Origin of the sequence: Streptomyces sp. NPDC013457, assembly GCF_043089925.1 — a bacterium.
In the GTDB taxonomy this organism is placed as follows: domain Bacteria; phylum Actinomycetota; class Actinomycetes; order Streptomycetales; family Streptomycetaceae; genus Streptomyces.
This window is the reverse complement of sequence record NZ_JBICBL010000002.1, coordinates 500,349-527,057: the sequence shown is the minus strand read 5'-3', so window position 1 is coordinate 527,057 and position 26,709 is coordinate 500,349. Positions and strand designations below refer to the sequence as shown.

The following is a 26,709-nucleotide window of genomic DNA, read 5'->3' as shown; positions in this document are numbered from 1 at the left end:
CAGTGAACGCTCGGCGGGCGCCGCGCCGCCCGCCTTCATGGCACTCTCCAGCCCCTTCTTTGAGGGGTCATAAGTTCGCCTTATGGGCTCATAGGCCGGGGGCGGGTACCGGCGCGCTTCAGGCGTTATTTAGGGTGACCTAAGTGACGACAGCCATCGTCGTCACGTCGTTTTGCGAAGGGAACCTGACATGCCCCGCCCTCTCCGGGTCGCGATCGTCGGCGCCGGCCCCGCCGGAATCTACGCCGCCGATGCGCTGCTGAAGTCCGAGGCCGCCGCCGAGCCGGGCGTGTCGATCGACATCTTCGAGCGGATGCCGGCCCCCTTCGGCCTCATCCGGTACGGCGTGGCGCCGGACCACCCGCGCATCAAGGGCATCATCACGGCCCTGCACCAGGTCCTCGACAAGCCGCAGGTCCGCCTCTTCGGCAACGTCGACTACGGCACCGACGTGCACCTGGACGACCTGCGCGCCTTCTACGACGCCGTCGTCTTCTCGACCGGCGCCATGGCCGACCGCGAGCTGAAGATCCCCGGTGTGGAGCTGGACGGCTCCTTCGGCGCCGCCGACTTCGCCTCCTGGTACGACGGTCACCCGGACGTCCCGCGCACCTGGGAGCTGGAGGCCGAGAAGGTCGCCGTCCTCGGCGTGGGCAACGTGGCCCTCGACATCGCCCGCATCCTCGCCAAGACCGCGGACGAGCTGCTGCCGACCGAGATCCCGCCGAACGTCTACGACGGCCTGAAGGCCAACAAGGCCGTGGAGATCCACGTCTTCGGCCGCCGCGGCCCGGCGCAGGCGAAGTTCAGCCCGATGGAGCTGCGCGAGCTGGACCACTCCCCCACCATCGAGGTCATCGTCAACCCCGAGGACATCGACTACGACGAGGGCTCCATCGCCGAGCGGCGCAAGAACAAGCAGACCGACATGGTCGCCAAGACCCTGGAGAACTGGGCGATCCGCGACATCGGCGACCGCCCGCACAAGCTGTTCCTCCACTTCTTCGAGTCGCCGGTCGAGATCCTCGGCGAGGACGGCAAGGTCGTCGGCCTCCGGACCGAGCGCACCGAGCTGGACGGCACGGGCAACGTCAAGGGGACCGGCCAGACCACGGACTGGGACGTCCAGTCCGTCTACCGCGCCGTCGGCTACCTCTCCGACGAACTGCCCAAGCTCCCCTGGGACACCGCCTCCGGCACCGTTCCGGACGAGGGCGGCCGCGTGATCGAGGAGGGCGGGGCCCACCTGGCGTCGACGTACGTCACCGGCTGGATCCGCCGCGGCCCGGTCGGCCTCATCGGCCACACCAAGGGCGACGCCAACGAGACGGTCGCCAACCTGCTCGACGACTTCGCCAACGGCCGCCTCCTCACCCCCGGGACCCCCGAGACGGACGCGGTCGTCGCCTTCCTGGAGGCCAAGGGCATCACGTACACGACGTGGGAGGGCTGGTACGCCCTCGACGCCGCCGAGAAGGCGCTGGGCGAGCCGCAGGGCCGCGAGCGCGTGAAGATCGTCGAGCGCGAGGACATGCTCCGCGCGAGCGGCGTCGAGCTCGGCTGACGCCACCGCACGCCGTCACCGCACGACGTCACGGACGCCGTCACCGGCCGACGCCCCGCCCCGACATCCCGGGCCCCCACCGGCACCTGACCGGTGGGGGCCCGGCCCGTGTCAGCGACTCGGTGCCACCAGGCCCGACTCGTAGGCCGCGATGACCAGTTGCGCCCGGTCGCGCGCCCCCAGCTTTCCCATGATCCGGCTCACGTGGGTCTTCGCCGTGAGGGGTGAGAGCCCCAGCGCCTCCGCGATCTCCGTGTTGTTCAGACCCCGCGCCACCAGCGCGAGCACCTGGCGTTCCCGGTCCGACAACCCCTCCGGTCCTCCCGTCACCGGTGTGTCCGGAGTCGCGAGGACCCTGGCTATCAGCCGGGCCGTCGGTCCCGGGGAGAGCAGGGACTCCCCCGCCGCCACCGTGCGGATCGCCGCGAGGAGCTCGGCCGGGCGGATGTCCTTGACCACGAAGCCCGAGGCACCCGCCCGCAAGGCCTCCAGGATGTGCTCGTCCGTGTCGTACGTCGTCAGGACCAGCACCTTCACCCCCGCCAGGTCCTCGTCGGCGGCGATCAGCCGCGTCGCCCCGATCCCGTCGAGCTCGGGCATCCGGACGTCCATGACCACCAGGTCCGCCCGCGCCGAACGGGCCAGCTCCACCGCCTCCTTGCCGTTGGCCGCCTGCCCCACGACCTCCATGTCGGGCGCCGAGTCGACCAGCATCGCGAACGACGCCCGGACGAGCGTCTGATCGTCCGCGAGCAGTACCCGGATCACGCCGTCACCCCCTCCCTCGCCACCAGCGGCAGCGCCGCCGTGACCTCGAAGCCCCCGCCGGCCCGCGGGCCCGCGCTCAGTGTCCCTCCCACACTCCGCGCCCGCTCGCGCATCCCCACGATCCCGTACCCGGAGCCGGGGCCGGCGCCGCCCACGCCCCCGGAGCCGCCGACGCCCCCGGGACCACCCGAGCCACCCGAGCCACCCGGAGATGCGCCGCCGTCGGTCACCCGTACCGTCAACACCTCGTCCGCCAGGGCGACATCGACCCACACACCGCCGTCCGCACCCCCGTGCCGGACGGCGTTGGTCAGCGACTCCTGCACGATCCGGTACGCCGCGGCCCCCACCGCCGCCGGAACCTTCGCTTCCCCTGTCCGGAGCGTCAGGTCCGCCCCCGAGGACCGTACGAGATCGGGCAGCGAGGCGAGATCCGGCAGCGGGCCCTCCGGCGCCGCCCGCAGCACGTCCAGCGTCGTCCGCACCTCGGAGCGGGCCTCCCGGCACGTCTCGGCTATGCCGTCGAGCGCCCGGGCGAGCGCCTCCCGGTCGAGCCGGTCCGGGTCGGCGACCAGGACGTGGGCGGCGACCGACGTCTGCACCCCGATCAGGGTGATCGAGTGCGCCAGGAGATCGTGGAGGTCCCTGGCGATGCGCAACCGCTCCTCGGCGACCTTCCGCTCCGCCTCTCGCGCGGCCCGGTCGACCACGCCCGCCACCAGCTCCCGGTAGAGCCGGATGCTCGCGCCGAACACCAGCACCGCCATCGACCAGCCGGAGACCCGCAGCAACTCCACGATCTCGTGCGGGTTGACGAATATCTGCATGGTCAGCGTGATCGAGGTGACCGAGAGCCCCACGACCAGCGTCCGCTTCGGCGGGCCGGTGGCCGCGACCGTGTAGAGCGCGGCCATCGAGGCCGGTATCGGCGCCAGGTGCATGTAGTCCAGCCCGTGGTACGGGACGACGCACGCCACCACGGCGAGCAGCACCGGCAGCGGGGCCTTGCGCCGCCACGCCAGCGGGACGTGCGCGGCGAGCAGCAGCGCCCAGCCGAGCAGGTCCGGCCGCCGGCCGTCGTCGACGGTGAGCGCGATCACCGCCGCGAGGACGGCGAAGACCGCCGCGGCCGCCGCGTCGCACCTCACCGGGTACGGCGCCGCCTGCGGGTCACGGGTGAAGGCCGCTGCGAAGTCCATGACGTTCATCCTCCCTGCGGGCGGGGGCTCCTGACAGTCCGGGAAGCCCCCCATCCGCCCCCGGTCACACCCGTACGGGAGTCGGCTCGGACCCCGACGACGAGCCGGCCTTCGGCGAACCGCCCGCCGGCGTGGGCTCCTTGGCCAGCGGCCCCGGCCACCAGACCCTCCGGCCGAGCAGCACGCTCGCGCTCGTCACGAGGTACGTGCGGACCAGGAAGGTGTCGAGCAGGACGCCGACCGCGATCACGAAGCCCAGCTCCGCCAGTTGCACCATGGGCATGTTCACAAGGACCCCGAAGGTGGCGGCGAGGACGAGACCCGCCGAGGCGATCACCCCGCCCGTCGTACGCAGGGCCGTCAGGGCCGCGGCACCCGGCTCCGAACCGTTCAGGCACTCCTCGCGCATCCGGTGCATCAGGAAGATGCCGTAGTCGACGCCGAGAGCGACGAGGAAGACGAAGGAGAGCAGGGCCAGGCCCGGGTCGGTCCCCTCGAAGCCGAAGAGCGATTCGAAGACGAACCCGCCGATGCCGAGGGCCGCACCCCAGACCGCGACGACGGCCGCGACCAGGATCAGCGGCGCGACGAGGCTGCGCAGCAGCACGATCAGGACGAGCAGGACGACGACGATGACGAGCGGCACCACGATGTTCCGGTCGCCGGCGTTGGTGTCGGTCATGTCGAGCTGTTCGGCGCTGGGCCCGCCGACGTACACGCCGTCACCGAGCGCGATCCGCAGCTCCCTGATGGTCGCGGTCTCGGCCGCCGACTGCGGCGGGTCGGAGGCGACGACGGAGATCTCCGTCCAGCCGCCGCCGCTGCGGCCCCGCTCCGCCTTCGCGACGCCGTCCGTCGCGAGGGCGGTCCGCAGCGCCCCGGGGACGGCGCCGGTCGGGGCGACGACGGTGACGGGCTGGGTGCCCATCTCCGGGTACGCGGCGGCGAGCGTCTTCATCGCGGCGACCGCCTCCGGGGCGGAGGTGAAGGAGTCCTCCTGCTTGAGCGCGCCCGGCAGGTTCACCACTCCGAGCGCCAGCGCCGCCAGGGCGGCGGCGCCCGCGACCAGGACGGCCAGGGGACGGCGGCCCGCCGAGGAGCCCATCGCCGCGAAGAGGGAACGGCGCACGGCCTTGGGCTCGCTCCCGTACTCCGGGATCAGCGGCCAGAACACCCGCCGGCCGAGGACGACGAGCAGCGCGGGAAGCAGCGACATCATCGCGACGAGCGCGCACAGCACCCCGACGGCGGCGGTGGGGCCCATGCCCCGGCTGCTGTTCATGTCGGCGGCGAGCAGGCAGAGCATCCCCAGCGCGACGGTGCCGGACGAGGCGAGGACGGCGGGCCCGCAGCCGCGCAGGGCGGTGACCATGGCGTCGTACGGCCTCTCGGTACGGCGCAGTTCCTCGCGGTAGCGGGAGACGAGGAGCAGGGCGTAGTCGGTGCCCGCGCCGAAGACGAGGATCGTCATCACTCCGGTGCTCTGACCGGAGACGCTGATGTCGAAGCCCTGGTGGAGGGCGTACGTGACGGCCATCGAGAGGTAGTCGGCGACACCCGCGACGACCAGGGGCACGAGCCAGAGGAAGGGGCTGCGGTAGATGACGATCAGGAGGATCGCGACGACGGCGACGGTCGTGTAGAGGAGCGGCCCGTCGAGGGAGTTGTAGACCTCGCTCGCGTCGGTGGCGAGCGCGCCGGGTCCGCCGACCTCGCCGCTCACCGTCTCGCGGACGTCGAGGACGAAGGCGTCCCTGGCCGCTTCGTCCGTACCGGGCTCGGTGCTGGACACGGCGTACAGGAGGGTGCTGCCGTCCTCGGAGGGGACGGGCACGGGGGGCGCCGTGAGCGGGTGCTCCGCCGCCACCCGCGCGACCTCCCGGGCGGCGGTGGCCTTGTCGGCGGCGGTCAGCCCGCCTTCGTGGTGGTAGACGAGCACGAGGTCGGTGGAGTCTCCACCGGGCAGCTGCTCGGTGATCTTCGCGACCTGGGTCGAGTCGGCGCTCGCGGGCAGATAGTCGACGGCGCGGTCGCGCTGTACGTCGCCGAGCTTTCCGGCGAGGGGTGCGGCGAGGGCGATCACGATCACCCACAGGGCCAGCACCCCCCAGCCGACGGTCCTCTTACGGCCCTCCATGACGGGGCTCCCTCCGGTCGTTGCGGTCGTCTGGGTCGATCCCAGACTCCCGTCGCCCCGCCGCGGATTCGTCGCGCTGACGGCGGAGCCGAGGGCTACTGCCGGGGGCGGTACGGAGGCCCGGTTACTCCGCCGGGAGTACGGGAGGCCGTGCGTGCCACGCGCTCATATTCTGGAAGGGCCGGCACGGCCGGGAAGGGATGTGAGCGGCGATGGCCGTCCCCGTCGATGAGGCACCCGCCGTCGAGCGGGCACGGGACGCGGCGGCCCGGGACGCGTGGGCCGAGGCGTACGTCCTGCTGCGCGACGCCGACCGGCATCCGTCCGCCGCCCTCGACGCCGGCGACCTGGACCTCCTCGCGGACGCCTCCTGGTGGACGGGGCACGTGGACGAGTCGGTCACCGCGCGGCTGCGCGCCCACGCGGGGTATGTGGCGGCGGGCGACCACCGCGGTGCGGGCCAGGTGGCCTGGTGGCTGCACTTCGAGTACCGCTGCCTCGGCCGGCCCGCGGCGGCGGCCGGGTGGCTGCACCGGTCCCGGCACCACCTGGAGGACGAACCGGACTGCCCCGAGCAGTGCCTCATCGCCTGGACGGACGCCGAGGAGGCCCAGGAGCACCGCGATCCGGAGGCGGCGCTGGCCGCGGCGCGGCGCATGGAACGGCTCGCCCGCGACTCCGGCAGCCCGGACCTGATCGCCCTGGGCCGTCAGGCCCACGCGGCGGTCCTCCTCGCGAACGGCCGCCGGGCGGAGGGGCTCGCGCTCCTCGACGACGCGATGTGCGCGGTGACGGCGGGCGAGCTGAGCGGGATGTTCACAGGCTGGCTCTTCTGTCTGGCGCTGACCCAGTGCATGGAGGCGGCGGACCTCGGTCGCGCGGTGGAGTGGACGGACGCGGCGATGGCCTGGTGCGAGGTCCCCTGGTCCCAGCACGTCCGCACGCCGGACACGGAGGGCCGCCCCGGGCCGCCCTGGCCGGCACCCGAGGCCCCGGACAGCCCGCCCGGAGCCGTACCCGCCCCCGCCCCCGAGGCGGTCACGGACAACCCCTTCCGGGGTCTGTGCCGGATCCACCATGTCGAGGTGCTCGATCTCCGCGGGGCCTGGGAGCTCGCCGAGGCCGAGGCGGCGCGGGTCTGCCACGAGGTGCCGGTGGACAGCCTCGACGTCGCCGCGGAGGCGTACTACGCGGCCGGCGAGATCCGGCGGCGTCAGGGCCGCCTGGACGACGCCGCCACCGCGTACGCGCACGCCCACGAGCTCGGCCGCATCCCGCAGCCGGGGCTTGCCCTGCTCAGGCTCGCCCAGGGCAAGGCCGACGCCGCCGTGACGGGCCTGAAGCTCGCCCTGGCCTGTCGGAGCGACACCGCCCACGACCTCCTCGGCCGGGCCCGGCTCCTCGCGGCGCGGACCGAGGTGGCGCTGGCGGTCGGGGACCTGGACGACGCCGCGGAGGCGGTCGCCGGGCTGGAGGCGCTGCCCGGTGACGCGCCGGTCCTGAGCGCCGTCGCCGACACCGCCCGGGGCGCACTCGGCCTGGCCCGCCACGAGCCGACCGCCGTGCGTCCGCTGCGCCGGGCGCTGGCCCGCTGGCTGGAGCTGCGCGTCCCGTACGAGGCCGCGCAGGTACGGATGCTGCTCGCCGCGGCCGACCGGGCGGCGGGTGACGAGGACGCGGCACGGCTGGAGCTCATGGCGGCCCGGGCGGCCTTCGAGCGGCTCGGCGCGCTGCCCGACGCCCGCCGCCCGCCGCGCGGCGGCCCTGCTGACGGCGGGGCGGCGGCGCCCGCTCGCGGGCGGCCTGACCGCCCGCGAGGCGGAGGTCCTCCGGCTGGTGGCGGAGGGCGGCACGAACCGGGAGATCGCCCAGGTGCTGGTGATCAGCGAGCACACGGTGGCCCGCCACCTGAACAACATCTTCGCCAAGCTGGACGTGACCTCCCGTACCGCCGCCACGGCCTACGCCTACGCCCACGGCATTGCCGGCGCCCCCGCGTAGCCGGGCGGCCCGGGCGAGCAGGCGTCGGCCCCGAGGACACCGCGTTCGCCTACCGCGACGCCTTCTTCTCGGCCGCGATCGGCACGACGCACACGGACCCGGCGGACAACGAGGCGAACATCGCCTGGACGCGGGCGTACGACCGGGACCTGCGGCCGCACGCCGAGGAGGCCGGCTACATCAACTTCATGGACACCGACGACCAGGGCCGGGTGCGCGCCAACTACCGTCAGAACTACGACCGGTTGCGCGCGGTCAAACGCCGCTACGACCCCGGCAACCTGTTCCGGCTCAACCACAACATCGAGCCGTGAGACAGGAAGGAGCGGTTAGAGCAGCGTCCTCGCCGTGGTGAGGAGCCGGGCCGTGTCGTCGGAGCAGAGCGCGAGCGCGTTCCCGACGGTGTGGAGCACGTCCCGCTCCGCCGGGCTGTACGCCCCGTCCGCGAGCGCGATCCTGGCCCCCTGGAGCAGGATCGACTCGCGCCCGGAGGCGGCCAGATGCGGGGCGAGCGGTTCCAGGGCCTCGTGCAACTCGATGGCCAGGGCCGCGCCGCCGCCGCCCGCGTCGGGCAGGAACCGGCCGGTGTCGGCGGCGAGCGCCTCGACGAGGTCGGTGAGCTGGACTCCGGTGCACTCGTCGAAGCCTGCCGCGCGGACCGCCGTGACCGCGGTGTCCACGGCCGTACGGGACGAGCTGCCGCCCGCGGCGAGGACGGCGAGGGCGACCGTGTGCACGCCGTCCCGCAGCATCGCGGCGAAGCGGCTCGTCGTCGGGTGGTCGAGCGCCTCGGTGCCGAAGTGGGTGTGGCACGCGGTGCATTCGACGACCGGCCCGGCGAGGCCGCGGGGCAGCAGGGGGACGCCCAGGACGGCGAACCGGCGGCGTCCCGTCCGCCTGCGGTAGTTACGGTCGCCGCCGCACTCCTCGCAGAAGAACTCGCCGTCCCCGACGGTGTTCCAGGAGGTACGAACGCCGCAGAGGATCACTTTTCGTCCGCGTGACTCTCGGGCAGACCGCACGCCGCACCTCCCTTGACGAACCGGCGACTTTGCCGACGTGGGGAGTGATGTTAACCACATCCATGATGTGGCGTCAGCACCTCGTCGACAGATCGCCATCGACTTGGCCGAGACACGACACCGCCGCGGGAGGGGCTCGGAGCCGCCGCTCCAGCCCGAAGGGGGCCCGTCCGTGTGGACGGGCCCCCTTTCGGGCACTGCACCGTGTCAACCGGAAAGGGTGACGTACCGCCCGGCCCAGAGAGGCGCTCCTCCGCCCGGAGAGGCGCTCCTCCGCTCGGAGAGACGCGTCCCGGGTCGGGAGGCGCCCCGTCCCGGGGAACGGATCAGCGCGCCGAGCGGTTGACCGCCGAGATGACGGCCTTCAGCGAGGCGCGGGTGGTGTTGGCGTCGATGCCGATGCCCCACAGGACCTTGCCGTCGATGGCGCACTCGATGTACGAGGCGGCCTGCGCGGAGGCGCCCTCGCTCATCGTGTGCTCCTGGTAGTCCAGCAGCCTCGCGTCCACGCCGATCGACTGCAGCGCGGCGAAGAAGGCGGAGATCGGACCGTTGCCGGAGCCGGTCAGGACGGTGTCGGTGCCGTCGACGACCGCCTCGACGGTCAGCGTGTCGGTGCCGTCCGTGTCCGAGGTGGCCTGGCCGGAGCGCAGCTGGATACGTCCCCAGGCGTTGTCCGGGTTGGGCAGGTACTCGTCCTGGAAGACCGACCAGATGGCGGCCGGCGTGACCTCGCCGCCCTCCGAGTCCGTCATCTGCTGGATGATCTTCGAGAACTCGATCTGCATCCGGCGCGGCAGGTCCAGCTTGTGGTCGTTCTTCAGGACGTACGCGATACCGCCCTTGCCGGACTGCGAGTTGACCCGGATGACGGCCTCGTAGGAGCGGCCGACGTCCTTCGGGTCGATGGGCAGGTACGGAACCGCCCACTCGATGTCGTCCACGGTCTTGCCCTGGGCGGCCGCGTCGGCCTCCATGGCGTCGAAGCCCTTCTTGATGGCGTCCTGGTGGGAGCCGGAGAAGGCGGTGTAGACCAGGTCGCCCGCGTAGGGGTGGCGCGGGTGGACCTCCATCTGGTTGCAGTACTCGCTGGTGCGGCGGATCTCGTCGATCTGCGAGAAGTCGATCTCCGGGTCGACGCCCTGGCTGAACAGGTTCATGCCCAGGGTGACCAGGTCGACGTTGCCGGTGCGCTCGCCCTGCCCGAACAGGCAGCCCTCGATGCGGTCGGCGCCGGCCATGATGGCCAGCTCGGCCGCCGCCACGGCCGTACCGCGGTCGTTGTGCGGGTGGACGGACAGGCAGACGTACTCCCGGCGGCTCAGGTTCCGGGACATCCACTCGAACCGGTCCGCGTGGGTGGAGGGCGTCGAACGCTCCACGGTGGCGGGCAGGTTCAGGATGATCTCGCGGCCCTCCTCGGGCTGCCAGACGTCACAGACCGCCTCACAGACCTCCAGGGCGAAGTCCAGCTCGGTGTCGGTGAAGATCTCGGGGCTGTACTGGTAGCCGAAGACCGTGTCGTCGCCCAGCAGCTTGTCGGCGTACTCCATGACCAGCCGCGTGCCGTCGACGGCGATCTGCTTGATGTCCTCCTTCGAGCCGCGGAAGACGACCCGGCGGAAGGTGGGCGCGGTGGCGTTGTACAGGTGGACCGTGGCGCGCTTGGCGCCCACCAGAGACTCCACCGTCCGCTCGATCAGGTCCTCGCGGGCCTGGGTCAGGACGGAGATGGTGACGTCGTCCGGGATCGCGCCCTCTTCGATGATGGAGCGTACGAAGTTGAAGTCGGTCTCGCCGGAGGACGGGAAGCCGACCTCGATCTCCTTGTAGCCCATCCGCACCAGCAGGTCGAACATCTCGCGCTTGCGGGCGGGGCTCATGGGGTCGATCAGCGCCTGGTTGCCGTCGCGCAGGTCGGTCGACAGCCAGCGGGGAGCCTTGGTGATGCGCTGCTCGGGCCAGGTGCGATCGGGGATGTGGACGGCTTCGTACCGCCCGTACTTGTGGATCGGCATGCCGGACGGCTTCTGCGTCCGGGTGGCGTTGGTGATGGGCGTCGGACGGCCAACGGGCTGAGACATTGCGTAGGGCTCCTCGGGTCCTTCCGGGGGACGGCCGACTGTCGAACGCAACACCAGGTCCCGCGGGGAGGGGGTCGGCCTACGACTACAGGCCCTCGCCGCGGCAGCTAAGGAGAAGCAGCCCGAAACGCATGATGTGCCGCAGCCTAGCTCAGGTCCGCGGAGCGCGGACGGCCTGTTTCAGTATGCGGGACGGCCTGGCCGACAATACGAAAGGGTGACGAATCACTCCATTTCGCGGATCATGGTCGCCGCTAGTGACAGTGGGGTGACCCAGTGCCACATTGCTGGCATGACCTCCCACGCGTACGTCCCCGTCCACCCGGTCTTCTGCACGATCGTGCCGCCGCACCTGCTGGAGCACCTGGCGGCCTCGGAGAACCCGGCCGTCGCGGCGGCCGCCCGGCGCACACTGGTCGCCGACGCGATGAACCGGACCAGCCGCGTCCTCTCCCAGCCGGCCGTGACCCGGTCGGCGGGCCCCACGGAACCCGCGGAGTCCGCCCGCCCGCGCCGCACGGTGCACGACGCGCGGAACGGCACGGAGCTGCCGGGTGCCGTGGTCCGCGAGGAGGGCCAGGAGGCCACCGCCGACGCCACCGTCAACCGCGCGTACGCCGGGCTCGGCGCCACCTTCGACCTCTTCCTGAAGGGCTTCGGCCGGGACTCCGTCGACGGCGCGGGGCTGCCGCTCCTGGCGACCGTCCACTACGACCGGAACTACGGCAACGCCTTCTGGAACGGCGAGCAGATGGTGTTCGGCGACGGCGACGACGAGATCTTCCTCGACTTCACGCTCCCCGTGGACGTGATCGGCCACGAGCTGGCGCACGGCTTCACGCAGTACACGGCGAACCTGGAGTACTTCAGCCAGTCGGGCGCGCTCAACGAGTCCGTCTCGGACGTCTTCGGCTCGCTCGTGAAGCAGTACACGCTCGGCCAGAGCGCGCAGGACGCGGACTGGCTGATCGGCGAGGGCCTCTTCCACCCGAACGTGGAGGGGACGGCGCTGCGCTCGATGAAGGCGCCCGGCACGGCGTACGACGACGACGTCCTCGGCAAGGACCCCCAGCCGGGCCACATGGACGACTACGTCCGCACGAGCCGCGACAACGGCGGGGTGCACATCAACTCGGGCATCCCGAACCACGCCTTCTACCTCGCGGCCACCGAGCTGGGCGGCAACGCCTGGGAGCGGGCGGGGCAGATCTGGTACGACGTTATGACCGGCGGGACGCTCACCCCCGAGACGCGGTTCTCCGAGTTCGCGGCGGCGACGGTGGCGGCGGCGCGGGCGCGGTACGGGGACGGGAAGGAGATCCAGGCCGTGCTGAAGGCCTGGGGAGCCGTCGGCGTGCCGACGGACTGATAGACCAGGGGCATGCGTATTCGAGTGCGGCGCACCGGCGGCTTCGCGGGCATCGAGCGGTCGGCCGAGGTGGACACCTCCGGCCGGCCGGACGCCGGGGACTGGCACACACTGGCCGTCGCCGTCCTCCGGGAGGGGAACGGCGACGTCCGGGGCGTGCCGGACGGCTTCTCGTACGAGATCACGGTCGACGACGAGACGGTCCGCTGCTGCGACCCGCGCCTGACGGAGTCGCAGCGCGCCCTGATCACGAAGGTCCTGAAGGAGGGCGCCTGACGGCGACCCGGCCCGCGACCGACCCCGGGCCCCGAGACCGACACCGGGCGCGAGGTCGACGCCGGGCCCCGAGGCCGCCCCGCGGGGCGGCCTAGAAGCCGAGCTTGCGGAGCTGCTTGGGGTCGCGCTGCCAGTCCTTCGCGACCTTCACGTGGAGGTCGAGGAAGACCGGGGTCCCGAGCAGCGCCTCGATGTGCTTGCGGGACTTCATCCCGACCTCCTTCAGGCGGCTGCCCTTCGGGCCGATGATGATCCCCTTCTGGCTGGGGCGCTCGATGTAGACGTTCGCGTGGATGTCGAGCAGCGGCTTGTCCGCCGGGCGGTCCTCGCGCGGGATCATCTCCTCGACCACGACCGCGATCGAGTGCGGCAGCTCGTCCCGTACGCCTTCCAGCGCGGCCTCGCGGATCAGCTCCGCGACCATCACCTGTTCCGGCTCGTCCGTGAGGTCGCCCTCGGGGTAGAGCGGCGGGGACTCCGGCAGGAGCGGGATCAGCAGGTCGGCGACCAGCTGGACCTGCTTGTCGCCCACCGCGGAGACGGGGACGATCTGCTGCCACTCGAAGCCCAGCTCCTTGCCGAGCTGGTCGACGGCGATGAGCTGCTCGGCGAGCGTCTTGGAGTCGACCAGGTCGGTCTTGGTGACGATCGCGACCTTCGGGGTCTTCTTGATCCCCGCGAGCTCCTTGGCGATAAAACGGTCGCCGGGGCCGAGCTTCTGGTCGGCGGGCAGGCAGAAGCCGATCACGTCGACCTCGGCCCACGTCGTGCGCACGACGTCGTTCAGGCGCTCGCCGAGGAGCGTGCGCGGCTTGTGGAGGCCGGGCGTGTCCACCAGGATCAGCTGCGCGTCCGGGCGGTGCACGATGCCGCGCACGGTGTGCCGGGTCGTCTGCGGCCGGTTGGAGGTGATCGCCACCTTCTGGCCGACCAGAGCGTTCGTGAGGGTGGACTTGCCCGCGTTGGGGCGGCCGACGAAGCAGGCGAAGCCGGCCCGGTGGACGGCTTCGGAATCTTGGTTACGAGCGCTCATGGGGGCCATTCTCCCCGATGCGGGACGCCGTCACGTACTCAGTGCCCGCCGGAGCCCCTGCGGCGCCGGACCCGCAGCCCGATCAGCGCCGCCGCTCCCCCGGCGAGCACGGTGGCCGCGGCGAGCCAGGGCAGCGCGAGGAAGGAGGCGCGCCCGGACTCCCGTACGTCCTTCGCGGTGGCCGTGAGCGTCACCTCGCCCCAGTCGAACTGCGGCGACCCCGTCCACCGCTCCGTGAGCCGGATCTTCTGGCGGGGCAGCAGCTCCGAGGGGATCTTCGCCAGGTCGCGGGCGAGCAGGGTGCGGCCGAAGACGCCCTCGGCGCGCAGGGCGACCCGGGGGTTGAGCGTGACGTTGCCGCGGTTGTGGAGCGTGTACGAGATGAGGGCGGTGCTCGTACCGGCGCCGGGGACGAGCGGCCGGTCCTGGTCGAGGGTGACGTCCTCGACCGCGAGGGCGGGGACGGTGGGGCCGTTGACCCGGAGGTAGACCCGGGCTCCGACGGCCCGCTGGACACCGACCGCGACCGAGCCCTTCCCGCCGGGCTCCACGCGCTCGTCGAGGGCGACGACGGCGCCGGGGTGGTCTCCGGGCTCCGCGTCCTCGGGGACGGTCAGGGTGTACGGCACGGTGACGGAGGAGCGGGCCGGGACCGTGACGCGGGTGCGGGCGGGTGCGATCCAGGCACCGGCGCCGGTCTGCTTCTCCCTGCTGGTGCGGATGGCGAAGCCGCCGTCGCGTTCGGTGTTGTAGGCGTCGGCGCCGTAGAGCCGGAAGGTGCGGGGGGTACCGGTCTTGTTGGCGACCGTGACCTCGTCGGTGACGGTCGTGCCGGGGTCCGCGGAGAGGTAGAAGTACGGGCGGCTGCCGAGCTGGGAGGCGGCCGGGTAGACGGCCCACTCCCCGTTGTCGGCGGCTCGGGCGGACGGGGCGCCGAGCAGCACGAGCGCCGCCGCGACGAGGAGGACGTACAGCCTGGTGCGCACGGTGCGGACCTCCCGGGGTTCGGAGCGGGATTCCGGATCGGGTCCGGAGTGGGATTCCGGAGCGGGATTCCGGATCGGGTCCGGAGCGGGGGCCGGAGTGGGGTGGTGAGCAGGTTCGGAGTGGGGTGGTGAGGCAGGGTTCGGAGCGGGCCGACCGGGTGCGCGCCCGGCCCGCTGGGTGCGTGCCGAGGATCAGCTGAGCGTGAGCGTCAGGACGCCCGCGTACGAGCCGGGCGCGGTGAACGCCGGGACGTCGAGGGAGACCTTGGCGTCGACGGTGAACTCACCGCCGGTGAGGGTGCCGTTCGGCGTCGAGGCGAGGGTCGCCCCGCCGCTGCCGACCGTGCCCGCCGAGCCGGGGACGCAGGTGCTCGGGCTGCCGGCCTTGGTGGTGCAGGCCGGGGTCCAGCTGAGGGCGCCGGCGCCGATGGAGCCGCCGGGTCCGGTGAAGTCGGTGACCTTGCCGGTCAGGGACCAGCCCGCGGGGCCGCCGCGGAAGTCCTTGACCGTCACCGTCTTCAGATCGCCGGTGGCCGCGCCTCCCTGACCGAAGTCGACGGACGACAGCTGGACGGCGTCACCGGCCTGGGTCATCGACAGCTGCCCCGCCGCGACCGTCGCCGTGAGCTTCTGGCTGTTCGGCGGCTGCGGGGTGTCGTCGATGACGGTGTACGCGGCCGGTCCGGCACCCTTCTCCGGGTCCCAGGCCGCACCCTCGTACGCCACGACCCCGGTCGTCGCCTTGTCGTTGACCTTCAGACGGGCGACGAACCCGCCCGCGCTGTCGGTCGTGACGGTCATCCTGTCGGCGGTCTCCGCCGCGCCGGACCGGCCGACGACGGTGACCTCGGCGAGCGGTGTGAACTTGGCGCCGGTCACGGTGACCCGGGCGCCGGGTGCGCCGGAGGCCGCGTCGAGCGCGATGTTGCGCTCGTTGGCTCCCGGCTGCGCGCTCGCGACGACCGTCTCGGAGACGGGGGCGGGCGGGTTCAGGACGGTACAGGGGGTGTCCAGCTCCATGATGTAACTGGTGTGGATGTTGTAGTCGCCGGGCGAGAGACTGATCGAGCCGGGCGCGGTGACCGTGAACGTACCGGTCATCGAGAACGCCGGGAAGGCGCCCTTTCCGGGGACCGGCGGGTTCTTCTTGGGCCCGGTGACGGTGACCGCGCCGGACTGGGCGCCGCCGAGGACGACCTTGCCGCTCGGGGTCATGATGTCGGCCGGAAGGGCCAGGTCGACCGGGTTCGACGCGGCCGGCTTGGTGACGGTGTAGGTGACCGTGACGGTGTCGCCGACCTTGGGCGTGGGCTTGTCGACCGTGATCTCCGCCGTCGTGGTGCCCTCGATCGGCGGGATGCCGGCGATCGGCGGCGGGACGCAGCGGGTCGTGAAGTCCACCGCCTGGGACGCGGGAAGCGCTCCGGCCGGTGGGGCCAGCGCGCCGGCGACGCCGAACGCGAGGGCGGTGGCCCCGAGGGCGGCGGTCCAGCGCCGTCTTCGGGGCGGGTTTCTCAGAGCCATGTGTGCCCCCTCCTGAGGGATGAGAGGGCGCCATTGACGGCCGCGCGTGAGGAGAAGTCAATGGAATCGAAATGCACCGACTGATGGCCCATCAGATGCTGTCAAGATCGACGTTTTGCCTGGTCAGGCGCGTGTGCAACACAGGTACCGGCGCCGCCCGAGGCGACGCCGGCGAGTGGTGCGACAGGGGCCGTCAGAAGACGAACGGCCCGGGCGACTGCGAGGTGACCGCGTCGCAGTTCACGGTCACGCCGAAGATCGTCATGGTGAGCGCGGTGCCGGCGAAGTACGAGTTGAGACTGTCGCCGGCGGCCACGGTCCCGCCGAGCGGACCGATCGTGACGGACTGGTTCGCCGCCAGGGCCGGGTTCCTGGTGCCGCTGAACACGCGGGTTCCGCCACCGCCCTTGGCCATCGTCAGCTGGGCGTTGATGGTGTCGGCGCCGACCGCGACCGGCGTCTTGACGGCCGAGGTGAGGGTGATCGTCGCGGCCGTGCCGCTCTGCGTGGCCTGGAGGGTGGCGAGCCCTCCGCCCCAGAACCCGCAGTCGTACGTCGCCGTGGCGCTGCCCGGTGTCACGGCGGCGGCCGCCGGGGCGAAGGCGAGTCCGGTCACGGCGAGCGCGCCCGCGAGGACGGCACCGATTCCTAAGTTGCTGCCTCTCATGAGGTCGTACCCCTTCCCGATGAAGCACGCAGGGGTGCGGACGCTGCGTGAGGCGTGAATCTGACGGCCCGTCGGACGGACCGCTGTCATTGACGCGCACCGGGCCTGGGAAGACAAGAGACGTCTCGTTGATTCTTCACAAACGCGCAAAGGGGGCCCGGCGTGCTGCCGAGCCCCCTTCGGGTCCGCCTGGACCTCAGCCCGCCGTGACCGCGACGCGCAGCTGCCCGTCGGGCCCGGCGAGCAGGACGGGGGTGTCCGGACCGCCGAGGTCGCGCACCGCCGCACGGTCCTCGTCCGAGGCCGCGTCGGCGGTCGAGACGACGGCCGCGGCCTCCAGGGACTGGGCGCCACTGGCCACGGCCATCGCGACCGCGGTCTGCAGCGCGCTCAGCTTGAGCGACTCCAGGGCCACGGTTCCGGCCACGTACGTGCGACCGGTCTCGTCCCGTACCGCCGCGCCCTCGGGCACACCGTTGCGGGCGCGGGCGCTGCGCGCCAGCGTGATGATCTTGAGGTCCTCGGCGCCGAGGGCGCCGTGGTCAGGCTGAATCGTCATGCCCCGAGGATAGGTCGGGGCCCGGGATCAGCTCTGCGCGCCCTTCACGAACTTGTCGGTGGCGAGCTTGGCGAGGGTGTCGAAGTCCTTCTTGGCGGTGGCGGCGTCGGCGAGGTGCAGGAACCGCATCACACCGGTGCCCTGGCGGACGACGATGAGGTTCGGCTCGATCTTCATGCCGGGCGCGACCTCCAGCGACAGCTGGAAGGCGAGCGCCTCCTCGGCGCCCTGCGGGGCGGTGATCTTCTTCACCGCGACCTTCATCTTGGTGCCGTCGGCCTCGGTGGTGAAGTCGGGGCAGGCGTCCAGCGCGCCGCCGAGCTTCTTGATGTAGTCGGCGGCGCCGGTGCCGTCGAAGGTCACGATCTCCTCGGTGATCTCGGAGTCGTTGTTGCCCACGGCGAAGTCGCCGGTGGCGCCCTTGGTGGCGCCTGCGATGTCGCCGCCCAGCATCGGGGCGAGCGGCTCGCACGCGGCCTTGTCGACCTTGTAGACCGACGAGGTCGTCTCGTGCTTGGTGGTCTTCCAGCCGGACGGCAGGTCCTTCACCTCGAGGATGCCGGCCTTCATCTGGGCGGCCGTCAGCGGCGTGGCGGGCGCGGCGGAGGTGGGTGCCGCGGACGTGGTGGCGGCCGGCTTGTCGGCGTCCTTCTTGGCGTCGTCCTTGCTGTCGCCGCCGCCGCACGCGGCGACGAGGGAGAGCGCGGAGACGGTGAGGGCGGCGGCCAGGCCGTGGCGGAGGCGCGTACGCATGATGAAAGAACCCCTTGCAGGTGCGAGTGACGTGACTAACCGGCACCGGAGGGAGGGGACGGCCGGATCGCGAGGAGGATATCCGGCCGCTGTGACGTTCCTGTGCGCGGGGCATCCGGGCCCGGACCCGAACGGTCGCTGGTCGGACCGCGATCGGGTACGGGGACCGGCGGCGCTTCTCCGGGCGGGCCGGGCGCCCTGGGGCCTGCGCTACGGCCGGTCGAGGCGGAGGCGGACCGCCTTCGGGAGGCCCGCGACCACCAGGTCGTAGGAGTCCTCGACGAGCTCCCGGACCATGCGGTCCGGGAGCTCGCCGACGGTCACCGTGTTCCAGTGGCGCTTGTTCATGTGGTAGCCGGGGGCGACCGCCGGATACTCCTCGCGGAGCCGCACCGCCTCCTCGGGCTCGCACTTGAGGTTGATGCGCAGGGGTCTGCCGTCGAGCCAGGACAGCGCGAACATCTTCCCGGCGACCTTGAAGACGGAGGTGTCCGGCCCGAAGGGGAACTCCTCCGTCGCGTCGTTGAACTCCAGGCAGAAGGCGCGCAGCTGGTCAGGCGTCATCCCCGGTCCCTTCGGCGGCCGGCACGGGCTCCGCGAGCACCGTCACGATCTTGTTCCGTCGTCCCGCGGGGGACTCGGCGGTCAGCCGCAGGGAGCGCCCGTCAGGCAGCTCCACGACCGCCTTGGCTCCGGAGATCGGCACGCGGCCGAGCGCCTTGGCGAGCAGTCCGCCGACGGTCTCCACGTCCTCGTCGTCGTACTCGTCGGGGCCGAAGCCGTACAGCTCGCCGAGGTCGCCGATGTCGAGGCGGGCGGTGACCCGGTAGCGGTCGTCGCCCAGCTCCTGGACCGGCGGGAGCTCCCGGTCGTACTCGTCGGTGATCTCCCCGACGATCTCCTCCAGGATGTCCTCGATCGTGACGATCCCCGCCGTGCCGCCGTACTCGTCGATGACGACGGCGACGTGGTTGCGCTCCTGCTGCATCTCGCGCAGCAGGTCGCCCGCGTTCTTGGTGTCCGGCACGAAGGCCGCCGCGCGCATCGCCGTGGACACCAGGTCCGCCTCGGCGTCCCGGTTGATGTGCGTCTTGCGGACCAGGTCCTTCAGATACACGATGCCGACGATGTCGTCCTCGTTCTCACCCGTGACGGGGATCCGCGAGAAGCCGGACCGCAGCGCGAGCGTGAGGGCCTGACGGACCGTCTTGTACCGCTCGATGCAGACGAGGTCGGTGCGCGGCACCATGACCTCCCGTACGAGCGTGTCGCCGAGTTCGAAGACGGAGTGCACCATCCGGCGCTCGTCGTCCTCGATCAGCGACTCCTGCTCGGCCAGGTCGACCATCGCCCGCAGCTCGGCCTCGGAGGCGAAGGGTCCCTTGCGGAAGCCCTTGCCGGGGGTGAGCGCGTTGCCGACGAGGATGAGCAGCTGCGGGATCGGGCCCATGACGCGGGCCAGCGGCAGCAGGACGTACGCCGCCGCGGTCGCCGTGTTCAGCGGGTGCTGCCGTCCGATGGTGCGCGGCGAGACGCCGACGGCGACGTACGAGACGAGCACCATCACCGCGATGGCGACGAGCAGGGCCTGCCAGGTCTCGGAGAACTCCTCCAGGCAGGCGTACGTGACGAGGACGCCGGCCGCCATCTCGCAGGCGACGCGGACGAGCAGCGCCACGTTGAGATAGCGGGTCGGGTCTGCGGCGACCTGCGCCAGCTTCTCGGCGCCGCGGCGCCCCGACCGTACGGCCTCGGCGGCGCGGAAACTGGAGACCCGGGCGATGCCGGCCTCGGCACAGGCGGCCAGCCAGGCGACGACGACCAGGCCGACGGCGCCGAGGATGAGCGATGCGTCCATCGGGGGCTCAGGAGACGGTCGGCGCCGGGGAGGGGCCGGTCAGGCCCTTCTCCGCGCGCCAGCCGTCGACGATCGCTGCCTGGAGGCCGAACATCTCGGCCTTCTCGTCCGGCTCCTCGTGGTCGTAGCCCAGCAGGTGCAGCACTCCGTGGACGGTGAGGAGCTGGAGCTCCTCGTCCATGGAGTGCTGCGTCGGCGCGTCCTTGCCCTGCTGGGTGGCGACCTCGGGGCAGAGCACGATGTCGCCGAGGAGGCCCTGCGGGGGCTCCTCGTCGTCCTTCGTGGGCGGGCGCAGCTCGTCCATCGGGAAGGACATGACGTCCGTCGGGCCCGGCAGGTCCATCCACTGGATGTGGAGCTGCTCCATCGCCTCGGCGTCCACGACGATCACCGAGAGTTCGGAGAGCGGGTGGATGCGCATCCGCGCGAGCGCGTAGCGGGCGATGTCGAGGATCGCCTGCTCGTCGACCTCGGTTCCGGACTCGTTGTTGACGTCGATCGACATGGTGCTTCTCTGCTCCAGCTTCGGAAATTCACAGGCCGTTGCGGCTGTCGTACTGCTCGTACGCGTCGACGATACGGCCGACGAGCTTGTGCCGGACGACATCCTGGGAGGTGAGCGTCGAGAAGTGCACGTCGGGGACGCCGTCCAGGATGTCCCGGACCTGGCGGAGACCGCTCTTCGTGCCGCCGGGCAGGTCGACCTGGGTGATGTCACCGGTGATGACGATCTTGGATTCGAAGCCGAGCCGGGTGAGGAACATCTTCATCTGCTCGGGGTTCGTGTTCTGCGCCTCGTCGAGGATGATGAACGCGTCGTTGAGCGTCCGTCCTCGCATGTACGCCAGCGGCGCGACCTCGATCGTGCCCGAGGCCATCAGCTTCGGGATCGAGTCCGGGTCGAGCATGTCGTGCAGCGCGTCGTAGAGCGGGCGCAGGTACGGGTCGATCTTCTCGTAGAGCGTGCCGGGCAGGAAGCCGAGCCGCTCGCCCGCCTCGACGGCCGGCCGGGTCAGGATGATCCGGGTGACCTGCTTGGACTGCAGGGCCTGGACCGCCTTGGCCATGGCCAGGTACGTCTTGCCGGTGCCCGCGGGGCCGATGCCGAAGACGATCGTGTGCTTGTCGATCGCGTCGACGTACCGCTTCTGGTTGAGGGTCTTGGGGCGGATGGTGCGACCGCGGCTGGAGAGGATGTTCTGCGTGAGCACCTCGGCCGGGGTCTCCTGGCCGTCCTCCGCCTTGCCGTTCTCGCTCGCCCTGAGCATGGCGATCGAGCGTTCCACTGCGTCCTCCGTCATCGGCTGTCCGGTGCGGAGCACCAGCATCATCTCGTCGAACAGGCGCTGGATGAGAGCGACTTCCGTCGCCTCGCCCACCGCGCTGACCTGGTTGCCCCGGACATGGATGTCGGCCTTCGGGAACTCCCTCTCGATCACGCGCAGGAGTGCGTCACCGGAGCCGAGAACGGTCACCATCGGATGCTTGGCGGGGACGGTGAAGTGGGCGCGGGCCTCGCCCGGCGCGCCCTTGGGTGCTGTGGGTGTCTGAGTCATGGGCCGGCACTGTGGCCTGCACATACCTCCCGTTGCAGGGTTCTCGCTGCTCGACAACCTCTGGGGTACCAAGCCTACGACTTGTCACCGACACGGCCGAAGGCTTTTACGACGGGGCCGCTCTGAACCCGATCGTCGGGACCGCGCGCCGCAGGGGCCAGGGGCGGGTCGCGGCCGGGAGCAGCCGCTCCAGGAAGGCGTACCGGCCGCGCAGGGCCTCCGGGTCCTGGCAGACGTGCTCCTGGACGTGCTCCCACCAGGTGGCGACCTCGCCCCAGCCGGGCGCGGAGAGCGAGCCGCCGAACTCCTGGACGGAGAGCGCGGCGATCAGTCCGGCGAAGGCCAGCCGGTCGGCGAGGGGCCAGTCCGCGAGGGTGCCGGTGACGAATCCGGCCACGAAGACGTCGCCGGCGCCGGTCGGGTCGAGGGCGGAGACCTCGATGGCCGGGACCTCCGCGGTCTCGCCGGTGGCGCCGTCGACCGCGTACGCGCCCTCCGCGCCGAGGGTGACCACGGCGTAGCGGACCTTGTCGGCGAGCGCGCGGGCGGCGGCCCGCGGGCAGTCGGTGCGGGTGTAGCGCATGGCCTCCTGGGCGTTGGGCAGGAAGGCCTCGCAGTGCGCCAGGTCGGTCAGGCCGTTCAGGTCCCAGCGGCCGGTGTCGTCCCAGCCGACGTCGGCGAAGACCCGTGCGCCGCCCCGCGCGGCCTGGGCGACCCACTCCTCCGCGCGGCCCGGCGCCAGGGAGGCGACGGCGGCCCGGGCGTGCGGCGGGTAGGCGGGCAGGGCACCGTCCAGGGGCGGGGCCTCGTGGCCGTGGGAGACCATCGTGCGCTCGCCCTCGTACGCCATGGAGACGGTGACCGGGGAGTGCCAGCCGGGCACGGTGCGGGACAGCGAGAGGTCGATGCCCTCGCCCTGCTCAAGGGCGTCCCAGCAGTACTCGCCGTAGTGGTCGTCCCCGAACGCGGCGGCGAGCGAGGTGCGCAGGCCGAGGCGGGCGAGGGCGGTGGCCATGTTGGCGACGCCGCCGGGGCTGGAACCCATGCCCCTGGCCCAGGACTCGGTGCCGCGCACGGGGGCGCAGTCGAGGCCGGTGAAGATGATGTCGAGGAAGACCGTGCCGGTGAGGAAGACGTCGCAGGCGGGGTCGGTGGGCTCGCGCAGACGCACCAACGGGTCGACTCCCGCGTCGCGTTGCTGGTCTCCCCTTGCTGTGGTCACGGCAGGCTCCCCGAACATCGTGCGGATCAGGTCAAGTGTGCCCGATGGGGCCTGAGTGGCGGGTGCGGCGAGATGAAAAAGCTCGCGCTCTTACCCGAGGAACTCGACCCCAAACCCATGGTGACCCAGATCACATTCCGAATGCGGGGTTTCCTTCCCTTTCGGGCTTCTGCGAGCCCCCGCCCGCTTGATAGATATGTCCCGCGACCCCGTGCAACACCGGGCGCCCCTCCCATACCTCCCGTTCCCTGGAACACCCATGTCGTCGCGCCCGCGTGCCCTGGGGCCCCTTGTCGCCCTGTTCACGGCCGGTTATCTCGCTCCGTACCTGCTCCCGACCGTCGTCGGCAGACTCTCCGCCGGACTGGGCCTCACCCCGGCCCAGGCGGGACTGGTCGGCTCGGTGCTGCTCCTCTCCTCCGCCTCGGCCGGCTTCACGCTGGCCGCGCGCGTGGAGCGGCTCGGCCCGCGCCGGGCGGCCCGCATCGGCCTCCTCGCGATGATCGTCGGCTATGGCTCGGCGGCGCTGACCACGAGCGTTCCGCAGGTGGTCAGCGGCGCGGTGGCCGGCGGCTTCGGTTCCGGTACGACGCTGGCCGTGGCCGCGGCGGGCATCGCGGCGCAGCGGGACCCGCACCGGGCCTCGACGCTCGGCCTGCTGTCCGTCTCGGCGACGGCAGGCGCGCTCTACCTCTCGCTCCCCCACCTCGGCGGCGGCCACGCGCTGCCGTTCGCGTCCATCGCGGTGGCGGCGGCGCTGGTCTGGCCGCTGACGCGGGGCCTGGCGGGCGGACCGGCAGGCGGCCTGGGCCGTCCGACGGGCGGGGCCGGGCGCCCGGCCGCGGAGCCGGTCCGGGTCGGGGGCGGGGGCTCTCCGCTCCCCCACCGGCGCTCCGGTCTCGTCCTCGCCGGGGCGATCCTGTGCTGGTCCATGGCACAGAACGCCCTCTGGGGCGTGAGCGGCCGGATCGGTCTCACCCAGGCCGGGCTGAGCGAGGTCACCGTCGGCGCCGTCTTCGCGGCGGCGCTGGGGGCCGGACTCGCGGGCGTGACGGCCGCGGGGGCGCTCGGCTCGCGGATCGGCAGGGCCGCGCCGGTCGGGGCGGGCACGGCGATCATCGCCGGGTGCGTACTGATCAGCTCACGCGCGGAGAACCTGGCCGCCTTCGCGACCGGCGAGATCCTCTGGAACGTCTTCTACCCGGTCGTCCTGTCGTACCTGCTCGGTCTCGCCGCCTCCCTGGACCCGCGCGGCCGCTGGGCCGTGCTGGTCGGCTCGGCGTCCTCCCTGGGCGTGGCCTGCGGGCCGGTCGCCGGCAGCGTCCTGTCCGAGCAGGCCGGCTACCCGGGCATGGGCCTGGTCCTGTGCGTGCTGCTCCTGCTGGTCGCGGTCCCGATGACGGCGGTCGCGCTGCACACCTCGGGCCGCCCGCTGGTCCCCGGCTCCGTGCGCCGTCGCGGCGGCGCCCCGGCGGCGGTGCTGGCGGGCACGACGACCGCCGCGACGGGCCTGGTGCCGCAGATGGGCGCCCCCGAGCAGGAGGTCACCGAGATCCCGGTCCCCACCCGCCGCCGCGCCGACCGCCGGTCCTTCCGCCTGGCCCGCCCGAGCGACCAGGGCTAGGGCGTGTTCCGAAAGGAGCGCCGTTCGCCCGAAGGGCGGGCCCCCGGCCAGACGGGACTTTCGAAACACGCCCTGGACCCGTCAAGACATCAACGGCAGCCACAGGACGGGCGCCGTGCAACCGCCGGCCGGGCGCCGGGCCCCGCCCCGGCGCCCGTCCACGGCCTCGGCCTCGACTCCGTACGCCTCACTCCGCTTCGAAGTCGTACGCCTCGACCTCGGCCACGTACCGCGCCCTGCGGTCCTCGTCGTCATCCAGGAACGACGCCTCGAAGGAGTTGCGGGCCAGCGTCCGCAGCTGCTCCCGGTCCAGCCCCAGCGCACCCCGCACCGCGTCGAACGTGTCGCCCACGTAGCCGCCGAAGTATGCCGGGTCGTCCGAGTTGACGGTCGCCATCAGACCCGCGCCCAGCATCGAGGCCAGCGGGTGGTCCTCCAGGACGTCGATCGCGCGCAGGCGTACGTTCGACAGCGGGCAGAGCGTGAGCGGCACCCGCTCCCGCACAAGGCGTGACACCAGCTCCGGGTCCTCCATGCACCGCAGCCCGTGGTCGATCCGCTCCACGCCGAGGACGTCCAGCGCCTCGCGGATGTACGCCGGCGGGCCCTCCTCGCCCGCGTGCGCGACCTTCCGCAGACCGAGGGCCTCCGCCGCCGCGAACACCTCGCGGAACTTCGACGGCGGGTGGCCCACCTCCGCCGAGTCCAGGCCGACGCCCGTGATCCGGTGCAGATACGGCCGCGCGGCCTCCAGCGTGGCCATCGCCGACTCGGCGGACTCGTCCCGCAGGAAGCACATGATCAGCCGCGTGGAGACGCCGTGCCGTTCCTCCGCCCCGTCGAGCGCGCGGGCCAGGCCCTCGATCACGGTGCCGATCGGGACCCCGCGCGCCGTGTGTGCCTGCGGGTCGAAGAAGATCTCGGCGTGCCGCACCCCCTGCGCGGCGGCCCGCGCCAGGTAGGCGTCGGCCAGCTCGGTGAAGTCCTCGGCCGTGTGGAGCACGGCCATCAGCCCGTAGTACAGGTCGAGGAAGGACTGCAGATCGCTGAAGAGGTACGCCTTGCGCAGCTCCTCGGTGTCCGCGTACGGCAGGGTGACGCCGTTGCGCGCGGCGAGCGCGAACGCCAGCTCGGGTTCGAGGGTGCCTTCGATGTGGAGGTGGAGTTCGGCCTTGGGGAGGGGCATCGATCTATCTTTTCGGTAGGGGGACCCTCATCAGGTCCTGGGCAATGCTCAGCTCGCCGTCGAACCCGGCCGCCCGCGCCTGCCGTTCGAACTCGGCGGGGTCGCCGTACCGCTGCGAGAAGTGGGTCAGGACGAGGTGCCTCACCCCCGCGTCGCGCGCGACGGCGGCGGCCTGTCCGGCCGTCAGGTGGCCGTGGTCGGTGGCGAGCCGGACGTCCTCGTCGAGGAAGGTCGACTCGATGACCAGCATGTCGGCGCCCTCGGCGAGCGCGTACACGCCGTCGCAGAGCCGGGTGTCCATGACGAACGCGAACCGCTGCCCGCGCCGGACCTCGCTGACCTCGTCCAGCGTCACGCCGTCCAGGACGCCCTCGCGCTGGATCCGGCCGACGTCCGGGCCCTTGATGCCGTGCGCGGCGAGCCGCTCGGGCAGGATGCGGCGCCCGTCGGGCTCGGTGATGCGGTAGCCGTACGACTCCACCGGGTGCGAGAGCCGGTACGCGTCGAGCGTGTACGAGTCGGTCACCGCGAGGGGCCCGTCGGCGTCCACCGGGGCCTGCGTCAGCCGCACCGTCTCGCGGTAGGCCGTCGCGTACCGCAGCCGTTCGAAGAAGTGCTGCCCGCTCGCCGGGTAGTGCGCGGTGACCGGGTGCGGGACCTGGTCGAGGTTGATCCGCTGGATCACCCCGGCCAGACCGAGCGAGTGGTCGCCGTGGAAGTGCGTGACGCAGATCCGGTCGATGTCGTGCGCGGCGACCCCGGCCCGCAGCATTTGGCGCTGGGTGCCCTCGCCGGGATCGAACAGGATGCCCTGGCCGTCCCAGCGCAGCAGGTAGCCGTTGTGGTTGCGGTGCCGGGTCGGGACCTGGCTGGCGGTCCCGAGCACGACGAGTTCACGTACGGACACGTCTTATCCGGGGGGCCAGTTGAGACCGCGGCCGCCGAGGACGTGCGCGTGGGCGTGGAAGACGGTCTGGCCCGCGCCGGCCCCGGTGTTGAAGATGATGCGGAAGCCGGTGCCGTCGACCTTCTCCTGCGCGGCGATCTCGCCGGCCTCGCGCAGCACGTCCGCGGCGATGGTCGGCGCGGCGGCGGCGAGGCTGGCGGCGTCGGGGTAGTGGACGCGCGGGATGACGAGCACGTGCGTGGGCGCCTGCGGGTTGATGTCCCGGAAGGCGAGGGTGGTCTCCGTCTCACGCACGATCGTCGCCGGAACCTCCCCGTCCGCGATCTTGCAGAACAGGCAGTCGCTCTGCGGCTCTCCGGCCATGGCCCGGGCCTCCTCGCCTCGGAAGATCAGATACTCCGGCATCGTATCGGC

Annotated in this window: 25 protein-coding genes; 6 read left to right on the top strand and 19 right to left on the bottom strand. The window is 72.2% G+C overall.

Translation table 11 applies throughout. The features are described from left to right. Positions 1 to 190 precede the first annotated feature (190 nt). On the top strand, positions 191 to 1,564 hold the full coding sequence (locus ACF1G2_RS07870; RefSeq protein WP_391797408.1) for an FAD-dependent oxidoreductase: 1,374 nt from the start codon (positions 191 to 193) through the stop codon (positions 1,562 to 1,564). A 111-nt stretch (positions 1,565 to 1,675) separates the two neighbouring features. Here the strand turns inward: ACF1G2_RS07870 and ACF1G2_RS07865 are convergent, their stop codons facing one another. From ACF1G2_RS07865 to ACF1G2_RS07855, 3 genes are all read right to left on the bottom strand, one after another. Beyond that, positions 1,676 to 2,332: a response regulator transcription factor gene (locus ACF1G2_RS07865; RefSeq protein ID WP_352187927.1), complete on the bottom strand. Its 657-nt coding sequence runs from the start codon at positions 2,330 to 2,332 to the stop codon at positions 1,676 to 1,678. After that, positions 2,329 to 3,531: a sensor histidine kinase gene (locus tag ACF1G2_RS07860; RefSeq protein ID WP_391797407.1), complete on the bottom strand. Its 1,203-nt coding sequence runs from the start codon at positions 3,529 to 3,531 to the stop codon at positions 2,329 to 2,331. Before ACF1G2_RS07860 ends, ACF1G2_RS07865 begins: the two co-directional genes overlap by 4 nt. 64 nt (positions 3,532 to 3,595) lie before the next feature. Further along, on the bottom strand, positions 3,596 to 5,668 hold the full coding sequence (locus ACF1G2_RS07855; RefSeq protein WP_391797406.1) for an MMPL family transporter: 2,073 nt from the start codon (positions 5,666 to 5,668) through the stop codon (positions 3,596 to 3,598). Between the two features lie 1,665 nt (positions 5,669 to 7,333). Here ACF1G2_RS07855 and ACF1G2_RS07850 point away from each other — a divergent pair. Next, positions 7,334 to 7,669, top strand: coding sequence for a response regulator transcription factor (locus ACF1G2_RS07850; protein WP_391797588.1), 336 nt, complete (start codon positions 7,334 to 7,336; stop codon positions 7,667 to 7,669). Positions 7,670 to 7,857: 188 nt separating this feature from the next. Then, positions 7,858 to 7,983, top strand: a complete 126-nt coding sequence (locus ACF1G2_RS07845) for a BBE domain-containing protein (protein ID WP_391797587.1) — start codon at positions 7,858 to 7,860, stop codon at positions 7,981 to 7,983. 15 nt (positions 7,984 to 7,998) lie between these two features. Here the strand turns inward: ACF1G2_RS07845 and ACF1G2_RS07840 are convergent, their stop codons facing one another. Together ACF1G2_RS07840 and leuA are read right to left on the bottom strand one after the other, a co-directional pair. Next, on the bottom strand, positions 7,999 to 8,691 hold the full coding sequence (locus ACF1G2_RS07840; protein ID WP_391797405.1) for a TerB family tellurite resistance protein: 693 nt from the start codon (positions 8,689 to 8,691) through the stop codon (positions 7,999 to 8,001). Positions 8,692 to 9,017: 326 nt separating this feature from the next. Then, positions 9,018 to 10,775 (bottom strand): 2-isopropylmalate synthase, encoded by a 1,758-nt coding sequence (gene leuA, locus ACF1G2_RS07835; RefSeq protein WP_391797404.1) that lies wholly within the window; start codon positions 10,773 to 10,775, stop codon positions 9,018 to 9,020. A gap of 292 nt (positions 10,776 to 11,067) precedes the next feature. Between leuA and ACF1G2_RS07830 the strand changes: the two genes are divergently transcribed. Beyond that, complete coding sequence (locus tag ACF1G2_RS07830) at positions 11,068 to 12,144, top strand: M4 family metallopeptidase (protein ID WP_391797403.1); 1,077 nt, start codon at positions 11,068 to 11,070, stop codon at positions 12,142 to 12,144. A 12-nt stretch (positions 12,145 to 12,156) separates the two neighbouring features. Next, positions 12,157 to 12,420, top strand: a complete 264-nt coding sequence (locus ACF1G2_RS07825) for a protealysin inhibitor emfourin (protein WP_391797402.1) — start codon at positions 12,157 to 12,159, stop codon at positions 12,418 to 12,420. Between the two features lie 91 nt (positions 12,421 to 12,511). Here the strand turns inward: ACF1G2_RS07825 and era are convergent, their stop codons facing one another. The 11 genes from era to ACF1G2_RS07770 all read right to left on the bottom strand — a co-directional run bounded on the left by era (position 12,512) and on the right by ACF1G2_RS07770 (position 22,596). After that, positions 12,512 to 13,453 (bottom strand): GTPase Era, encoded by a 942-nt coding sequence (gene era, locus ACF1G2_RS07820; RefSeq protein ID WP_391797401.1) that lies wholly within the window; start codon positions 13,451 to 13,453, stop codon positions 12,512 to 12,514. 38 nt (positions 13,454 to 13,491) lie between these two features. Further along, positions 13,492 to 14,439 (bottom strand): WxL protein peptidoglycan domain-containing protein, encoded by a 948-nt coding sequence (locus ACF1G2_RS07815; RefSeq protein ID WP_391797400.1) that lies wholly within the window; start codon positions 14,437 to 14,439, stop codon positions 13,492 to 13,494. A 192-nt stretch (positions 14,440 to 14,631) separates the two neighbouring features. Further along, entirely contained in the window at positions 14,632 to 15,963 is a 1,332-nt protein-coding gene (locus tag ACF1G2_RS07810) for a beta-xylosidase (protein WP_391797399.1), read from the bottom strand. A gap of 193 nt (positions 15,964 to 16,156) precedes the next feature. Beyond that, positions 16,157 to 16,630, bottom strand: a complete 474-nt coding sequence (locus ACF1G2_RS07805; protein WP_391797398.1) for a hypothetical protein — start codon at positions 16,628 to 16,630, stop codon at positions 16,157 to 16,159. 196 nt (positions 16,631 to 16,826) lie between these two features. Further along, complete coding sequence (locus ACF1G2_RS07800; RefSeq protein ID WP_391797397.1) at positions 16,827 to 17,189, bottom strand: cytidine deaminase; 363 nt, start codon at positions 17,187 to 17,189, stop codon at positions 16,827 to 16,829. A 27-nt stretch (positions 17,190 to 17,216) separates the two neighbouring features. Then, positions 17,217 to 17,942 (bottom strand): hypothetical protein, encoded by a 726-nt coding sequence (locus tag ACF1G2_RS07795; RefSeq protein ID WP_391797396.1) that lies wholly within the window; start codon positions 17,940 to 17,942, stop codon positions 17,217 to 17,219. Between the two features lie 210 nt (positions 17,943 to 18,152). After that, positions 18,153 to 18,506 (bottom strand): MmcQ/YjbR family DNA-binding protein, encoded by a 354-nt coding sequence (locus ACF1G2_RS07790; protein ID WP_352187912.1) that lies wholly within the window; start codon positions 18,504 to 18,506, stop codon positions 18,153 to 18,155. Continuing rightward, on the bottom strand, positions 18,496 to 19,800 hold the full coding sequence (locus ACF1G2_RS07785; protein ID WP_391797395.1) for a hemolysin family protein: 1,305 nt from the start codon (positions 19,798 to 19,800) through the stop codon (positions 18,496 to 18,498). The genes ACF1G2_RS07790 and ACF1G2_RS07785 overlap by 11 nt, the downstream gene beginning before the upstream one ends. A 7-nt stretch (positions 19,801 to 19,807) precedes the next feature. After that, positions 19,808 to 20,305, bottom strand: a complete 498-nt coding sequence (gene ybeY, locus ACF1G2_RS07780; RefSeq protein WP_352187910.1) for an rRNA maturation RNase YbeY — start codon at positions 20,303 to 20,305, stop codon at positions 19,808 to 19,810. Positions 20,306 to 20,333: 28 nt separating this feature from the next. Beyond that, positions 20,334 to 21,356, bottom strand: a complete 1,023-nt coding sequence (locus ACF1G2_RS07775) for a PhoH family protein (RefSeq protein WP_391797394.1) — start codon at positions 21,354 to 21,356, stop codon at positions 20,334 to 20,336. A gap of 106 nt (positions 21,357 to 21,462) precedes the next feature. Next, entirely contained in the window at positions 21,463 to 22,596 is a 1,134-nt protein-coding gene (locus tag ACF1G2_RS07770; protein WP_391797393.1) for a PfkB family carbohydrate kinase, read from the bottom strand. A 241-nt stretch (positions 22,597 to 22,837) separates the two neighbouring features. Between ACF1G2_RS07770 and ACF1G2_RS07765 the strand changes: the two genes are divergently transcribed. Next, positions 22,838 to 24,202, top strand: a complete 1,365-nt coding sequence (locus ACF1G2_RS07765) for an MFS transporter (RefSeq protein ID WP_391797392.1) — start codon at positions 22,838 to 22,840, stop codon at positions 24,200 to 24,202. 187 nt (positions 24,203 to 24,389) lie between these two features. On the opposite strand, the gene ACF1G2_RS07760 is transcribed toward ACF1G2_RS07765, so the two are convergent. From ACF1G2_RS07760 to ACF1G2_RS07750, 3 genes are read right to left on the bottom strand one after another with little or no spacing between them, the layout of a single operon-like run. Next, positions 24,390 to 25,388, bottom strand: coding sequence for an adenosine deaminase (locus ACF1G2_RS07760; protein WP_391797391.1), 999 nt, complete (start codon positions 25,386 to 25,388; stop codon positions 24,390 to 24,392). 4 nt (positions 25,389 to 25,392) lie between these two features. Further along, positions 25,393 to 26,295, bottom strand: coding sequence for a ribonuclease Z (locus ACF1G2_RS07755; RefSeq protein WP_391797390.1), 903 nt, complete (start codon positions 26,293 to 26,295; stop codon positions 25,393 to 25,395). 3 nt (positions 26,296 to 26,298) lie between these two features. Next, complete coding sequence (locus ACF1G2_RS07750) at positions 26,299 to 26,658, bottom strand: histidine triad nucleotide-binding protein (RefSeq protein ID WP_391797586.1); 360 nt, start codon at positions 26,656 to 26,658, stop codon at positions 26,299 to 26,301. Positions 26,659 to 26,709: the final 51 nt, after the last annotated feature.